Genomic DNA, 15,824 nt, shown 5'->3' with positions numbered 1-15,824 from the left:
TCTCTCGGATTATTCAAACTCAACGAAAATAAATAAACAACCTCATCTATCATCTCATCAATATCCGGATTAATATCTCATTTAGATCTGGTAATGTCAATTGGAAAACTAAAATTGGCGAAAGCAATGAATAGAAAAAATTCGCTGTATATTTAAAGTTCCCTTTTTATACCTGTATTGTCTTTTCCACGGCTTATCACCATAACGTGTGGTTGATTTCCGTTCCGACTGGGCGCTTTCCTGGGGGCGTCCGATGAGCCGCTTCACTCGCGTTGCTCGCTCCAGGGTCTCGGGCCAACACGATGTTGGTCACGAAGGCGTTATCACAGGATGTGATGCTCTTAGCCTTCGTTCCTCTGACACTGATCCCCAAGGAGTCGCCCAGTCTCCACTCCAATCAACTTATATACAAGGCATACGTCTTAACAAATGTCACCCACAACTTTTGGTGATGAGCCTTTTCCACCCTCATTTATAAGCTGCTATTACAGTCCACTGGTATTTTAATTCCTTATCACTAACATTAGCAAATTCTAATAAACCTAACAAATATTTTTTATTAATAGCATTCTTCCCTTTTCTGTTACCATCTATGAGCCGGCTATTTTTTCTCCCTTAGGCTGGCTGCTGTTGGCGTCCGGTTCGACAGTGATACCGATTTGATCAAAAATCTGCCCTTCAGCGAGCTGGTAGGTCAGTATGCCGGATCCGTTTTCATCTGGCTTGAATATGCCGCTATTTTCCCTTGTGCCATTTTTCAGCAGCCAAACCTGGTAAACCTGTGAGCCTTCGACGCCTGGTAATTCGTGAACCTGCACCACCAAATTTTTCTCAGATCCCTGCTGGACAATATATGCCATGCCGTTTGTTCCCGTGTGGCTTTGATTCGCTGCTTTTAAGGGAATGGTCGTTAAAATCTCAATGGGTATATTTTCAGCATGGCGATTTTCCCCCTGTACATTCGCTATTCCAAGGCCAATAATAGCGAACAACAAGACGACCAAGATACTGGTTGAAACTGGAGTGAAATGGCTTTTGAGCTTCATCGCAAGCTTACTCATCTTAGCCATGAATGTTTCCGTATCGCTTTTCGTTTTTTGATCAAAAACAAACCCCAGCACCTCGCCTTTTAGCGATTCAGGCACCGCGATTTCGGTATAATCAAACGGCAAAGCATGCCAGGCCTGGGACAATTCCTGATATTCTTTCTTACATTTCGTACAATTCTTTAAATGTTCAACAAAGGCTATGCGTTCGCTCTCCTTGAGCTCATTTGCTATATATGGAATTAAATGATCACAATCCCTTCTCATTTTATATCCTCCAGTTCCAGATGCTTCCTCAAACCTTTAAGTGCTTGGTGCAACCTGCTTTTAATCGTGCCGAGCGGCTCTTGTTCCAGCTTGGCGATCTCTGAAAGAGAATAGCCTTTCCAATAAAGCAAATCGATTAATTTTCTTTGCGCCGTCGGCAATTTGTTTTTCGCCATCTCAATATCATTCGTATTTACTCGTTGCTCGATTACATTGGCAAAGTCGGCGATTTCTTCATGTTCCTCTTGATAGTGTTGCGTATGCCTCTTCTCTTTGCGGTGGTAGTCAATGCAAATATTGCGAGTAATCGTGAGGAGCCAATTGACAAAGCTGCCTTGAGCGGGATCGTATTGGCTGTTTGTTGTCCATAGCCTCAAAAAGACCAACTGAATAATCTCTTTCGTCTTATCCTCATTCCCATTACAAAACTTCATTACAAAGCCGTAAACAAGCTTTATATATCGATCATACAGCTCCTCTAATGCGTGACCGTGTTTTTCGTTTACCAATATCATTAATTCCGCATCGTAATTTTCTTTCATGTGGCACTCCCTGCTATTGGATAAAAATATATTCTTTCGGTACAAAAGACACTTGCTGAAAGAAGTTAAAAGTAAAGATGGGAACGACCGCGATCGATCGTTCCCTGGGCAGGCTTACTTAAATTCTGTTTTGCTATTTACGATAAACCATACATCTTTTACTCCTTGTCCATTTACATCCCCTTTTTGCTGGTCTTTAGCAAAATAATACAGAGGAAAGCCTTTGTAAGTGACTTGCTTCTTACCGTCGTCTGCTCTTGTGATTGTACCGAAATCCTTTTTGTCAAAACCTTCTGGGACACCGAAATCTTCCTGAGTAAATGCCGGCCAAGTTGCTATGCAGTCTCCATTACAATTGCTTTTTCCTGCTTCATCCTTCTTAAAGTAATACAGCGTCTTTCCCTGTGAATCTGCTAGGTATTCTCCAACTTTGTCATTCTTCAAAAGCTGAAGGCTGTCAGCCGGGGCTTGTTCCGATTTAGTTTGTTCCGTTTGGGCTTGATCGGGTTGATCCGTCTCTGTTTTTTCCTCAGTGCTTTTTCCGCAGGCAGCCAAAACAAAAATAATCGATAGTAATGTAAGGGTAAAAATTCCTTTTTTCATGTATGTTCCTCCTAGTTTTTTAGATTTCAGGATCTTCACCATAACGTGTGGTTGATTTCCGTTGCGACTGGGCGCTTTGCCGCTGACGCTTCGCTTTCGCGCAGAGCAGAGCTTCCTGGGGGCGTCCGATGAGCCGCTTCACTCGCTTTGCTCGCTCCAGGGTCTCGGGGCAACAGGATGTTGGTCACGAAGGCGTTATCACAGGACGTGATGGTTTTAGCCTTCGTTCCTCTATCGCTAATCCCCAAGGAGTCGCCCATTCTCCACTCCAATCAACTTATAGACAAGACATACGATTTAAAATGTCATCCACAACTTTTGATGATGAGCCAGATTCCGGTATTTCCCTTATTTCCATCCCCATTTTTGAAAGATTTGATGACCTTCTTCCGTTTTTAAATACTCAATAAATTGCTGTGCCTCTTTTTTCTGATCGGTGATTTTCGTCAAGGCGATCGGCGTTCCACGATAGAGCTTCTCTTCTTCGGGAAGTTCAACTAGGTCGGTCACATCCTTAAGTCGGTAATGCCATGATTCATAAGTAATCCAGGCGTCTAGGCTAGAATTCGATTTCCATAGTTCAATGGCTTCAGCACTCGACTTTACAGAAAGGTTAATATTTTGAGAAATACCTTCGATTATCCCTTTTCTTCCTGCCATGTCTTCCCACAAGCCGAGCTGACCAGCTCCATTCACATCGAGTATTTTGACTCCATCTTTCGTTAAATCCTCCAGGCTTTCAATCTTCTTTGGATTTCCTTTCCTCACCAATATTCCTGCAGCACGCGGGTAAAGCTCCGTTCGTGATTTAGTGTCAATCATTTCGGGATGGTTAAAGATGAAGTCCTGCAGCATATATTCGGAGCCACCGAAAATAATATCTGCATCTTGCTTTGCCTGGCTGATCCATTTGCCCTCTGGTCCGGCTGTTACTTCCACCTTTATTCCCGTTTCAATTGAAAAATGTTCAGCAGCTTCCTTGATTGGTCCAAGTGGTCCGCCTGGTCCGTACACCCGGATAACATGATCACTTTGAACGGAATTTGGTGTCGCCTGGGACGCCTGCTTACTGTCCATTTTTGCATTGGCTGACAATCCGGTAGTCGCAATAACAAAGAGCAGTAAAGCTGATAGAAACAAGGTCTTCTTCATGATGATTCCTCCATTTTATATATGTTTTTGAACGGTACTATCAAAGGAAACGAAGGGAGGCTGCAATCGGTTTGATTATAATTTCAAATTAGTTAGAAAGTTTCATAAATAAGATCAATTATACTTCGGCATATTTCGTCTGGAATCGGCCTTGTGCTTTTTTAAATCATCGCGGCACTTACAGCGTATGATACTGCCTCTAGATGGCTAACAGGGCAGAATAGTTGAAGAAGGATTTATCTATTCTTAGGAGAACTTATATATTTAATAGTAAAATTATTTAGCCAAAGATGGCTCTTCACCGAAAGTTGTGGATGACATTTGTTAAGATATATGCCTTGTATATAAGTTGATTGGAGTGGAGGCTGGGCGACTCCTTGGGGATCAGCGTCACAGATGAGACCCTGGAGCGAGCAACGCGAGTGAAGCGGCTCATCGGACGCCCCCAGGAAAGCGCTCAGCCGGAACGGAAATCAACCACACGTTATGGTGATGAACCCCAAAGATGGTATTACTATCAAATCTTGTATACGTTACCAGTTTTCATTCCCAATCTTACACACTATATTTTGATAAGCCTTTTTTAATAGACAAGGAGAAAAACTATGAACTTTGAACAGTTACTATATATTGTTGAAGTGACAAAACACAATTCACTCTCTATAGCAGCTCAGAATCTTTATGTGACTCAATCAGCTATTAGCCAATCCATTACTAGTTTAGAAAAGGAATTGGGACTAAAAATTTTACATCGCTCAAGGGGACACGGTGCTGTGCCAACCGATGAAGGTAGAATCATTCTGAAACAAGCCTACGAAGTGTTAAGAAAATTGGAGGAAATCAAAGAGACCGCCCACTCATTTAATTCCATGGTAGAAGGAGAACTAAAAGTATCTTCAATACCAGGATTGACAACGATTCTAGTAAAGGCTTTGGCTGCTTTTAAACAAGATTACCCTCAAGTAAATGTAGAAATAAACGAAAAAAGCAGCTCTTCCGTGATTGAAGATGTTCGCCAGCATCAGATCGATATCGGACTGATTGCCTATTCACCAGACTGGAACATAAACATGGAAGGAATAGCTTTTGAATCACTATTTGAAGGAAAACAGAAAATCTATGTTTCTAAACATTCTCCTTTAGCGTTTACAGGCGCCATATCTTCACATGAGATACTAGATCAAACGCTCGTTACATATTATGGTGAATTTATGCAACACTTTGTTCATGATTTTTTTAACAAATACCAGCCCATGAAAATCCTATTTACATCAAACAATTTGGACGGCATTCTCCAAGCTATCAATGAAAGTTTGGCTATTACATTCGCTCCTGATTTCATCATGAAAAATTATCCCCCCGTCATAAACGGAGAGATAATCCCCGTTGATTTGGTAAATCATAGAGGTCTCAATATTTCTTTTGGATTAGTTCTATCTGAAGATAAACATATATCCATTTTACTAAACAAGTATATTCATTATCTAAAATCTGAAATTACGAAAATATAAGAGAAAAAGAGTTGCCACTTCGTCTTATGGAAGGGCTTCTCTTTTTTTATCAATCTAACTAATCAATTATGCCTCGGCATAATTGCGTCTGGAATCGGCTTTGTAGCTGACGCTTTGCTTTCGCTACAAAAGACACAAAATACATTTGCTGAAAGAAGTTAAAATTGAGTCACATCTATAGGTGTAATTCCCTCAGCTTCACAATGATCATGGTATTTTTCCAATAATGACTTCCAATTATCTCTAGCAATAATTTCTCCATTTTCATTCACATAGTCTAATGTTGCCTCAACAATATTTAACGTAATAACCTCTTCATCTCCTAGAGATTCAGGTGTGTGTTGGGATCCAGCAGGCTCATAAACTACATCCCCAGCGTTAGAAACCCAATCATTCTCCATATATCTCCAAGAACCACTAATGGTATACACAATAACCGTTCCAGGATGGAAATGTGTAGGAAGCTGTACCCCCGCAGGAACTTTTAACAGAGTAATAGTTTGTCCTGTTACTGGATTAACTTTTAGTAACTTAAAATGAGCCACCCCAAAATAAGAAACCCACGGTAAATCATCTGGGCAAATATTACCTGCATCATATACTTCTACAGCTTTTACATTACTCATTTAAAATCCCCCTCGTCCAATGTAAGTTATAAAATTCGCACATTGATAATGTTTACACTAGGAAGCTCACTAACTATTGCGAATTCGTAATTTTTAGTATATTTATAATTATCAATTTATTCAAATTATGATTTTTAATGTGCAGTTTAATTACATTAATATATACATGCAATTCCCTTACGATTATCATAATGGCTTTTTGATTTGGGCATTTCCTAATTTGAATGTATACCAATACCGATTGCTATAGTTGAACCGGCAATTGAAACTTACGCTGAAGCGTTGTGGTGGGGTTTGATTACAATAACTACAGTTGGATATGGAGATATTGCGCCTGTTACCGTATTAGGTAGATTAATGGCTACTGTATTTCTAATGGTAGGAATTGGGATGATCGATATATTATGATTTGCAATAATAGCGTCTAGCTGGAACGGAAATCAATCCCTCGTTTTGCCGAAGAGCCATACTTTATTTAATACGACACCTTAAATCGACATAAAAAAACAAAAAAATAAAAGAAGCGCCACTATCCTCGACAGATAGTGACGCCTCTCTTTCACAAAGGGGATGGGAGAAATGTTCACGTTCAAACAAAGGGGTGTATGTTTGTTTTGTGATTTATTTCACAAGAACCACTTTATCACGGAATAATTAATATAGCAATGATACTGATGCTAGATTCACAAATTTGTCAAATAGAAAGCGATTACAGACAGTATTTTTCCAAGATGAGCGCTTTTAAACTTATAGAAATCAAAAAAAATCATTATCCATTATTTTTTTAACGCGCCACTTATCATAGAAAAAAGGCTGTAGTAAAATTCCTACAGCCTCGCTAATTAATTATTCAACAATAATTTTTCTAACTCATTTAGGCGTTCTTCAAATACTTTACATGCATCATCAATCGGTTTTGCCACGTTCATGTCAACACCTGCCGCCTTTAATACATCAATTGGGAAATTAGAGCAACCTGCTTTTAAGAAGTTATTAATATAACGTTCTACAGCTGGTGTACCCTCTTCTAAAATCTGTTGACTTAATGCGGTTGCCGCTGATTTACCTGTAGCATATTGATACACATAGTAATTATAGTAGAAGTGTGGAATACGAGCCCATTCTAAGCCGATTTCCTGATCAACGACGATATCCTCACCAAAGTACTTTTTATTTAAATCATAGTAAACCTCTGTTAAACGTTCTGCTGTTAAAGATTCACCATTCTTATCCATTTGGTGGATAAGGTGTTCAAATTCAGCAAACATTGTTTGTCTGAAAACTGTACTTCTGAAACCGTCTAACCAATGATTCAATAAATAAATTTTCTGTTGAGGGTCTTCAATTGTTTTCAGTAAATAATCATTTAACAGTTCTTCATTACATGTTGAAGCCACTTCAGCCACAAAAATAGAATAATCGCCATAAACAAACGGCTGGTTTTTACGTGAATAATAACTGTGTACACTATGACCAAATTCATGAGCTAGTGTAAACAGGTTGTTAACATTGTCTTGCCAATTCATTAAGATGTATGGATTTGTCCCATAGGCGCCTGAAGAGTACGCACCACTGCGTTTCCCTTTGTTTTCTAAGACATCTACCCAACGGTTATCAAGACCACTTTGCACAATATCTTGGTATTCCTCACCAAGTGGCGCTAAAGACTTTACTAAAATATCCTTCGCTTCGTCGTAAGTGACTTTCATATCGACTTCCTTAACGAGCGGAGCAAATAAATCCCACATATGCAGTTCGTCCACACCTAAAAGTTTCTTTCGTAATGAAATATAGCGCTGCATAGCTGGTAAATGCTTATGGATTGTTTCCACTAATTGATCATAAACATTTTCTGGAATAGAATTATTAGACATGGCAGCATGGCGAGCAGAATCATAATTACGAATACGTGCGCTGACATTATGTTTTTTTACATTGCCCGTTAATGTAGCAGCAAATGTATTTTTAAAGTTGCCATAAGTTTCGTACATAGCTTTAAAGGCATTTTCACGAACAGTGCGATCTTTGCTTTCTAAGAACTTAATATAGTTACCGTGTGTTAGCTGCACTTCTTCCCCCTCTGCATTTTTCACCTTAGGGAATACCATATCAGCGTTATTTAACATACTAAATGTATTTGAAGCGGTACCTGTAACCTCAGTCATTTGGGCAAGTAATGCTTCCTGCTCAGCCGGTAATACATGCGGACGTGCCATTGTTATTTCTTTTAAAGATTGCTTATACAGTTGTAAATCTTTATTTTCTTCTAAGTAACTTTCTATTGTTTCTTCATTCAATGATAAAATCTCTGGTGTTAAAAACGATAGGGCAGCTGAGATACTAGTCGCCAATGTTTGAATACGACTATTCATATCCTGGTAAGAGCTATTTGTCGTATCTTGGTCATTACGCATATGGGCATACGTGTAAAGCTTCATTGTGCGTTCATAAATATCATCGTGATAAGTAAGAACCGCTAATAAAGCATTTGCACCATTTTTTAATGTACCTGCATAGCTAGATGCCTTTTTGGAAATTTCCGCTACTTCCTTGTACTCCTCTTCCCATAGAGCGTCCGTTGCAAATATATCCTCCAAGCGCCAAGTTAATTCTTCTGGAACTTCATTTCTTAATAAAACTTTATTGCTGTTACTAGCCATATGCCAGCCCCCTTTATATGTGAGTTTTTCCTATACTCTCATATTTTCTCAGTATATTGTGGCAATTGCAAATAAATGTGCGTACACTTGCTCACAAATATCCGGAAAACAATCATTTTTTTGATAACTTTTCGCTATCACTATTCCATAATTTTTAATGGCCTGTACTGCACGATCTGTAATCTCTACATTTTGTTGGCGTAAAAATAATCGAATATCTCTCTCATCCATCTCATGAGGTAGTAATTGCAAACCTCGACAAAAATAATGTAAAATCGTTTGCCACTCAATAGGAAATAATGGAATCGCTTCCGCATCTTTCACAGGAACACCTACGTAATCAGGCATTGCCGTTAAAGACAAGCGCAACTCGTAACTACATCGTAAAAATGAATCTCGCGCCCCTTTTTTACTATGTATTAATCGCTGATACACGAATTGCTTACAATGCTTTTTATAAAGCTGCCAATAAAGACGAAATTCCTCTTTCGTTATTGATGTAGGCTGATAAAATGGAAAATGTTGCTTGTGAATAGCTAATTCCTGTACTTTGCCTATAAAAGTATGCCCATGAACATGAAGAAGATTCGTCCAATAAATAAATCTCGATGTCTTTGCATCATAGCTCACTAAATAAGATAAGCCTTGCGCTGTAGTAGTAATCATTTTTTGCATAATGGGAGAAATAAAAATCTTTTGTATACCTTGTGTGGATTGTCTTTGAGGTGTTTGAAAAAGCCACAATGGCTGTATAGAATTTTTCTCATATCCGGATGTACGTAATAGCCACTTTTCATGAGAAATTGCACTACATTGAAATTCAATAGCAATTTGCTGTTGCTCTTTTATCAAAAGCAAATCTGGTCGCTGTGAAAGCTTCGGTAAATAAGGCTCCAACTTTACTGTATGCCCGAGTTTTCTCAGCCATTCAAATAATTGAATTTTTCCTTGATAATGCAGTTTTGATTCACCCTCTGAAAATAACTGTACACAGCTCTTATTAGCAATATGAGCAAAATGAGGAATATTATATTTACCTATCTTTAATTGGACAGGCTGTAGGCATTGGGGACAATAAAATTTCATCTGTTGCCTAGACTGTTGTAAAGCTTCCCTTGAATATTGATATGGGAGAAAAAGCTGCTGTTGCTCATTATAAGCACTAAGCATAAAATCATCTCCTTTTTGACTAATTGTAAAGGAGTGTTTTTATAGCAACAAATAAATAACGGCTTTTTCTTGAAATTTTAAAAATGCCACCTTATCAATCATGCCTCGGCATAATGGCGTCCGGAATCGGCCAGAGCTATTAGGCCAGCAGATGTTTTTGCGCGAAAGCGAAGCGGCCGCGGCAGATGTTTTTGCGCGAAAGCGAAGCGGCAGCGGCAGATGTTTTTGCGCGAAAGCGCAGTGCCAACGTAGCGTCAGCAACAACACGGTTTTGTCTGTGCGAAAGCGTAGTGTTAACGTAGCGACAGCAACATGGTTTTATCTGCGCAAAAGCGAAGCGGCCGCGGCAGATGTTTTTTGTGCGAAAGCGCAGTGCCAACGTAGCGTCAGCGGCAACAACACGCCGTTGGTCACTCAGGCGTTTTCATAGGATGTGAAGCTCTTAGCCTGAGTTCTTCTATTTCAGCAGGAGTATCGGAGCTTCATCATAAATTGTATTGTTATCTAAACAAATATTAAAATAAAAAGACTGTAAACAATCTTGAATCTCATCAAGTTTGTTTACAGTCTATGCCTCTGAATCAGAGGGAAATTGGTTTAAATAAAATATTTTCGTACTGTTTCAAAGCAATTAAACTCCATAATTTTTTCGCCATATTCCTCTAGGCGATGGATTGTGAAATTCGATGGTATTAAAAATTCTTTAATGACTGCATTTCTATCGTGGCGATTTAAGTCATCATCTGCGTTCGCAAAGTCTACTACTAAGTAGTACCAACCTTCATATTTAAATAATGAGGAATCCACTAATTCATCTGTCATGCGTTTCGCTACAGGGATTAACTCATCAATGTCTTTAAATTTATAAACATAAATGTCTGTATCCATAAATAATTCTGACTCATCTATGTCACCAAATTGAGTTAGTTGACTGAGAAGATCCTCTCCAACGTCGTCGAATGGGCCAAACATATCTTTGTGTTCATCAAAATGTGACTGACCATCTAAGGATTCACCGTCTTTTAAAATATGTGCACGTGTGACAATGATTTCCAAGCCTACTTCAGACGCATTGATATGAATCCAAATCGGACCCTCTACATCAAAATAATCCTCCGTGTTTACTTCATCAATCATATCCCAAAAAAGTTGTTCACCCTTTGCTCGATTGTACCAAATTTCTTCACGACTATAGCCGCGATCCTCTATATCATTGTACGTAATAAAGAGCTTGAGTGTATTTTCGTTTACACGTTCGATGTCCACTAGACCTCATCTCCCTTCACTGTCATTTGTCGAAAAACAGTTTTGTTCCATTAGTATGCTATTATTCATTGTTTTTAACCTCATACTCCATTTTGTTTTTCAACCTTTGACCACACTACAGTAAAACCATAGAGCAACCGAAATCAAAAATAATTGTCCACAGTTGCCTCTAATTCTATTGTATGCTGTTCTGTCATAAAATGAAAAGGATATACACCGTTTCACAGAAGATATTTGAATTATTGAAATTGTAGTAAACTATTAAATTTAAATCAAGTTTAACATACTTTTACGGAAATATATGACTTTTCCCTACTAATTATTATACTTTATATAGATGGTTTTACATAAGTAAAACATAAAAAAATAGATGTCACAATATGCTTGTTGCATTTGTAACACCTAATATTTATATTATGCAGAATACGGAATTATTAGTTCACCATGCGCTGTGCTTCTTGTAATTGATAAGCCCGAACCTTACGAGGTAGGAAACGACGAATTTCATCCTCGTTGTAACCAACCTGTAGTCGTTTCTCATCTAAAATAATTGGACGACGTAATAAACCTGGATACTCTTGAATTAATTCATACAAGCGTTGTAATGGTAAACTTTCAACATCAACATTTAATTTTTGGAAAATCTTCGAGCGAGTTGAAATAATTTCATCCGTACCATCCTCTGTCATACGTAAAATTTCTTTTATTTCACGAATGCTTAACGGTTCGGAAAATATATTACGTTCTGTATATGGGATTTCATGTTCCTCTAACCATGCTTTCGCTTTTCGGCAAGACGTACAACTTGGTGATGTAAATAAAGTTACTATCATACTGACACATCCTTTCCATTTAATCATTATCTATAGACCAGTGTGTTAAATTAGAATTAATGTAATGTAAATCTACATACCCATTATACAGTACTCCATTGTATTTGAATATAGTCCCAATAAAAAAAAGAATAACTTTATCACTAAATATTCTGTCTATATTTACACATCATGCAAAGTAGTTCCTTCATTGCATGGCTAATGTGCTACTACTAATATTCCCATTCTCAGCGCATTTTAAACACCCTTTAATGAATGGCTCTTGTTCTCATTTAAAAATCTTAAACGAGAATAATGTCAATTCAGTGTGTACAAATCTAGACATATATTTACTAAAATTGGTTGCTTTTCTAACACAAAAGAACAGTAAAAATAGCATATAAGCTTTTTTCGAAAAAAAACACCGCCAAAAGTCTGACTTTACACACTTGCAATCCACCGAGCCTTTATAATATAATTCTTTGCAACAAATCAATAATGTCTTTTGCGAATTCACTTCGCTATCTAGACAGTTATTGTATTAGATAAAAAACGCTGACGAAGAGTAGTACATATGCAATTTGCACGTTTAGAGAGTCTGTGGTTGCTGCAAACAGATCGTGTAAGCATATGGAATGGACTTCTGAGTTAGCTTTGTGAACGACTAAGTATCCTTACTTGCGTCTATTAGCAAAGCTCGTCCCTTCACGTTACGAAGCAAAGTGGCCGTTTTAGGCAAGCTGGGTGGTACCGCGGATTCAAACATCATTCGTCCCTTCATTAGAAAAACTAATGAGGACGCATGATGTTTTTTATTTTGGATATCGAATATGCCTCGGATGGGTACTTATGTAACAGACAAATGACTGCCACTGAGGTGACAAATTCAAGGAGGAAATGACAATGACAACTATTTTTTCAGGCGTACAGCCAACGGGTATTGTAACTTTAGGGAACTATTTAGGTGCTTTTAAGCAATTCCCTGCCTTACAAGATGAAGGAGATGCTGTGTATTGTATCGTCGATCAGCATGCAATAACAGTGGCTCAAGATCCAAAAGAATTACGTCAAAATATTCGCAACCTAGCAGCTACGTATATTGCTACTGGCATCGACCCTAAAAAATCTACATTATTTATTCAATCAGAAGTGCCAGCTCATGCACAGGCAGGCTGGATGTTACAATGTGTAGCATCGATTGGTGAGCTTGAACGTATGACACAGTTCAAGGATAAATCTCATGGTAAAGAAAGTGTTTCTGCAGCTCTTTTAACCTATCCACCACTAATGGCAGCAGATATCCTTTTGTATAACACAAACATTGTTCCTGTTGGTGATGACCAGAAACAGCATATTGAGCTTACTCGTGATCTTGCAGAACGCTTCAACAAACGTTATGGTGATGTATTAACGATTCCTGAAATTCAATTACCAAAAGCAGGAGCTCGTATTAAATCACTTCAAGAGCCAACAAAGAAAATGAGTAAATCAGATCCAAATACAAAAGCTACAATTAAGCTTTTAGATTCAGCGAAAGATATTGAGAAAAAAATTAAATCAGCGGTTACTGACTCTGATGGTATTGTGGCATTTGATGTGGAAAATAAACCTGGTGTTTCTAATTTACTAACAATCGAGTCTGCCATTTCAGGCGTATCTATTGACGATCTTGTTAAAAAATACGAAGGCGTTGGCTATGGTGGTTTCAAGCAAGGTGTTGCAGCAGCAGTTATTGATCACCTTACACCAATTCAAGAGAAGTTCTACAATTTAGTAGAATCCTCAGAATTAGATACTATTTTAGATGAAGGTGCTGAAAAGGCAAACGCTATTGCTAGCGCTACATTAAAACGCATGGAAGAAGCAATGGGCCTTGGTCGTGCACGTCGCTAAAAGAAAACGGAATTGATCCCTCCAAATGTTGTAGCTTTGGCGAAATTGATTGTAAGAGCTTGGCCAAAAAGAGAGTAAGAGAAGAGTCACATTTTATCTTTTATGTCTAGCGTTTTTTCAAAACCAAGATCAAAAACAATAGCACATAACACAATGGCTGATCCAATTGCCATATAAAATTCTGTTGTATGCACCATGAATTTAAAAACAACTATCCAGGAATATCCGAGTGTCCGATAATTCAAATACAATATGAGATTCCCTAATGAGAGAATCAATAGGCCGTAGCATATTAAAAATAAAAAGAGTCGGAACATGTTAAGGGCATCCTTTCTATTTCTTCTTACTTATCATCTATTCACAAAACTATAAAAAAAGACGTCAGCCACGTAAAAATTGGGCTGACGTTTTTTATGTTGTTGAAAAACTAAGTCAATAAAATTACTGTCCGTTAATGCGAAATAAATTTTACCATTAATAAAGTGAATGCTATGTCTACTTACCATACTCAAACAGAATTGACTTATTGCAGTCAAGCAATTGTACATCTTTTGTTACCGTATGTTTTCGCATATAAAGGCATTTTGCTACAGAGCGGTTGATTGGAGTGGAGACTGGGTGACTCCTTGGGGATTAGCAATAGAGGAACGAAGGCTAAGAGCATCACGTCCTGTGATAACGCCTTCGTGACCTACATCGTGTAGGCCCGAGACCCTGGAGCGAGCCCCGCCGAGTGAAGCGGCTCATCGGACGCCCCCAGGAAGCTCTGCTCTGCGCGAAAGCGAAGCGTCAGCGGCAAATGTTTTATCTGTGCGAAAGCGAAGCGACAGCAACAAATGTTTTCTGTAGCGAAAGCAAAGCGACAGCTAAAAAGCGCCCAGTCGGAACGGAAATCAACCCCTCATTTTGCAGAAGAGACTTACTTTATTTAATATGATGACACTTTAATTAACTGCCCCGATTGGTGAAGACAAATAAACAGTGGGAGATGAAGATCCCCCACTGTTTAAAGTGTTATTTTATTTATTCCTCGATTTTTTTGAATAGAAGACTAGCATTGTGTCCACCAAAACCAAGCGAGTTACTCATAGCATATTTAATATCTGCCTCACGAGCTTCATTTGGTACATAATCTAAATCACATTCTGGATCTGGATCTGTTAAATTCATTGTTGGTGGTAAAATGCCTTCTTTCAGTGCTAGAGCTGTGAAAATAGCTTCAACCCCACCAGCTGCACCTAATAAATGACCTGTCATTGATTTTGTAGAACTCATTGCAAGTTTATAAGCATGTTCACCAAAGGCAGTTTTTACAGCTTGTGTTTCAAAAAGATCATTATATGGCGTACTTGTTCCATGTGCATTAATATAGTCAACTTGTGAAGGCTCTAGACCGCCATCAGCTAATGCTTGTAACATTGCGCGTGCAGCACCTTCTCCTTCTGGAGCTGGAGCTGTAATATGATGAGCATCACCTGTTGAACCATAGCCAAGAACTTCTGCATAGATTTTTGCCCCACGTGCTTTTGCGTGCTCATACTCTTCTAGAACGACAATACCTGCACCCTCCCCGATAATAAAACCATCGCGATTTTTATCGAATGGACGACAAGCTGTTTGTGGATCTGTATTTAAAGATAAAGCAGTATTTGCACAGAAGCCTGCCACTGCCATTGTAACGATTGGTGACTCAGCACCGCCAGTAATCATGACATCTGCATCACCACGTTCAACTACTTTAAAAGCATCACCAATTGAATTTGTACCTGAAGCACAAGCAGTTACCGAGCAAGAGTTAATGCCTTTTGCACCAAGGTGAATTGATACTTGGCCTGAAGCCATATCAGGAATCATCATTGGAATGAAGAATGGACTGACACGTCTTGCGCCACGTTCTTGGAATGTTTTAAATTGTTGTTCATATGTTTCCATACCACCGATACCCGAACCAATCCATACACCTGCGCGTGGTGCTAGCTCTTCATCGATAGTTAGTTGTGCGTCTTCCATCGCCATGATGGACGCTGCTAAGGCATAATGTGTAAAGCGATCCATTTTGCGAGCTTCTTTACGTTCGATATACTTTTCAATATCAAAGTCTTTTACTTCAGCGGCAATTTTTGCTGCGAATTGATCTTTATCTAAACGTGTTAACTCGCCAATACCAGATTTTCCAGCTTTAATATTAGCCCATGTTTCTTCGATGCTATTTCCTAGTGGTGTAACTGCGCCAATTCCTGTAATTACTACTCGTCGTTTACTCATTGTATTACTCC

18 protein-coding genes and 1 other annotated feature are annotated in these 15,824 nt (G+C 38.6%); of the genes, 6 read left to right on the top strand and 12 right to left on the bottom strand.

Features of this window, described 5'->3' with window-relative positions:
- Positions 1–196: 196 nt before the first annotated feature.
- From ACVWXS_RS03000 to ACVWXS_RS02975, 6 genes are all read right to left on the bottom strand, one after another.
- On the bottom strand, positions 197–397 hold the full coding sequence (locus tag ACVWXS_RS03000) for a hypothetical protein (protein WP_456955942.1): 201 nt from the start codon (positions 395–397) through the stop codon (positions 197–199).
- A 193-nt stretch (positions 398–590) separates the two neighbouring features.
- Positions 591–1,313 (bottom strand): anti-sigma factor, encoded by a 723-nt coding sequence (locus ACVWXS_RS02995; RefSeq protein WP_456955940.1) that lies wholly within the window; start codon positions 1,311–1,313, stop codon positions 591–593.
- Positions 1,310–1,855 (bottom strand): RNA polymerase sigma factor, encoded by a 546-nt coding sequence (locus ACVWXS_RS02990; protein WP_374963732.1) that lies wholly within the window; start codon positions 1,853–1,855, stop codon positions 1,310–1,312. Before ACVWXS_RS02990 ends, ACVWXS_RS02995 begins: the two co-directional genes overlap by 4 nt.
- A gap of 114 nt (positions 1,856–1,969) precedes the next feature.
- Complete coding sequence (locus tag ACVWXS_RS02985; protein WP_402983701.1) at positions 1,970–2,458, bottom strand: hypothetical protein; 489 nt, start codon at positions 2,456–2,458, stop codon at positions 1,970–1,972.
- A gap of 35 nt (positions 2,459–2,493) precedes the next feature.
- On the bottom strand, positions 2,494–2,730 hold the full coding sequence (locus tag ACVWXS_RS02980; RefSeq protein WP_456955937.1) for a hypothetical protein: 237 nt from the start codon (positions 2,728–2,730) through the stop codon (positions 2,494–2,496).
- 76 nt (positions 2,731–2,806) lie between these two features.
- Positions 2,807–3,610: an extracellular solute-binding protein gene (locus ACVWXS_RS02975; RefSeq protein WP_456955935.1), complete on the bottom strand. Its 804-nt coding sequence runs from the start codon at positions 3,608–3,610 to the stop codon at positions 2,807–2,809.
- Between the two features lie 353 nt (positions 3,611–3,963).
- Here ACVWXS_RS02975 and ACVWXS_RS02970 point away from each other — a divergent pair, with 353 nt between their 5' ends.
- A complete protein-coding gene (locus ACVWXS_RS02970; RefSeq protein ID WP_456955933.1) occupies positions 3,964–4,197 on the top strand; it encodes a hypothetical protein in 234 nt (77 codons plus the stop codon).
- Positions 4,198–4,215: 18 nt separating this feature from the next.
- Complete coding sequence (locus tag ACVWXS_RS02965; protein ID WP_456955931.1) at positions 4,216–5,121, top strand: LysR family transcriptional regulator; 906 nt, start codon at positions 4,216–4,218, stop codon at positions 5,119–5,121.
- Positions 5,122–5,279: 158 nt separating this feature from the next.
- Here ACVWXS_RS02965 and ACVWXS_RS02960 read toward each other — a convergent pair whose 3' ends face one another.
- Positions 5,280–5,747, bottom strand: a complete 468-nt coding sequence (locus tag ACVWXS_RS02960) for a 2,4'-dihydroxyacetophenone dioxygenase family protein (protein ID WP_402983694.1) — start codon at positions 5,745–5,747, stop codon at positions 5,280–5,282.
- Between the two features lie 228 nt (positions 5,748–5,975).
- Here ACVWXS_RS02960 and ACVWXS_RS02955 point away from each other — a divergent pair, with 228 nt between their 5' ends.
- Positions 5,976–6,155 (top strand): potassium channel family protein, encoded by a 180-nt coding sequence (locus ACVWXS_RS02955; protein WP_456956152.1) that lies wholly within the window; start codon positions 5,976–5,978, stop codon positions 6,153–6,155.
- A 434-nt stretch (positions 6,156–6,589) separates the two neighbouring features.
- Here ACVWXS_RS02955 and pepF read toward each other — a convergent pair whose 3' ends face one another.
- Complete coding sequence (gene pepF / locus ACVWXS_RS02950) at positions 6,590–8,407, bottom strand: oligoendopeptidase F (protein WP_456955929.1); 1,818 nt, start codon at positions 8,405–8,407, stop codon at positions 6,590–6,592.
- A gap of 48 nt (positions 8,408–8,455) precedes the next feature.
- On the bottom strand, positions 8,456–9,577 hold the full coding sequence (locus ACVWXS_RS02945; protein ID WP_368636982.1) for a competence protein CoiA: 1,122 nt from the start codon (positions 9,575–9,577) through the stop codon (positions 8,456–8,458).
- Between the two features lie 277 nt (positions 9,578–9,854).
- Between ACVWXS_RS02945 and ACVWXS_RS02940 the strand changes: the two genes are divergently transcribed.
- Positions 9,855–10,007 carry a hypothetical protein gene (locus ACVWXS_RS02940; protein WP_456955926.1) on the top strand — a complete coding sequence of 51 codons (153 nt, stop codon included), beginning with the start codon at positions 9,855–9,857 and terminating at the stop codon, positions 10,005–10,007.
- 167 nt (positions 10,008–10,174) lie between these two features.
- Here the strand turns inward: ACVWXS_RS02940 and mecA are convergent, their stop codons facing one another.
- Together mecA and spxA are read right to left on the bottom strand one after the other, a co-directional pair.
- Entirely contained in the window at positions 10,175–10,843 is a 669-nt protein-coding gene (gene mecA, locus ACVWXS_RS02935) for an adaptor protein MecA (RefSeq protein ID WP_368636983.1), read from the bottom strand.
- 434 nt (positions 10,844–11,277) lie between these two features.
- Positions 11,278–11,673, bottom strand: coding sequence for a transcriptional regulator SpxA (gene spxA / locus ACVWXS_RS02930; protein WP_068983509.1), 396 nt, complete (start codon positions 11,671–11,673; stop codon positions 11,278–11,280).
- A gap of 528 nt (positions 11,674–12,201) precedes the next feature.
- Positions 12,202–12,435 (top strand) — a binding site (T-box leader).
- A gap of 123 nt (positions 12,436–12,558) precedes the next feature.
- Here spxA and trpS point away from each other — a divergent pair.
- Positions 12,559–13,548, top strand: a complete 990-nt coding sequence (gene trpS / locus ACVWXS_RS02925; RefSeq protein WP_402983688.1) for a tryptophan--tRNA ligase — start codon at positions 12,559–12,561, stop codon at positions 13,546–13,548.
- A 733-nt stretch (positions 13,549–14,281) separates the two neighbouring features.
- Positions 14,282–14,485: a hypothetical protein gene (locus ACVWXS_RS02920; protein WP_456955924.1), complete on the top strand. Its 204-nt coding sequence runs from the start codon at positions 14,282–14,284 to the stop codon at positions 14,483–14,485.
- 86 nt (positions 14,486–14,571) lie between these two features.
- On the opposite strand, the gene fabF is transcribed toward ACVWXS_RS02920, so the two are convergent.
- Positions 14,572–15,813: a beta-ketoacyl-ACP synthase II gene (fabF, locus tag ACVWXS_RS02915; RefSeq protein WP_423470727.1), complete on the bottom strand. Its 1,242-nt coding sequence runs from the start codon at positions 15,811–15,813 to the stop codon at positions 14,572–14,574.
- Positions 15,814–15,824: the final 11 nt, after the last annotated feature.

The organism is Lysinibacillus sp. TE18511, from assembly GCF_054062295.1.
The sequence above is the reverse complement of the archived record's forward strand: the minus strand, read 5'-3'. Positions and strand labels throughout refer to the sequence as shown.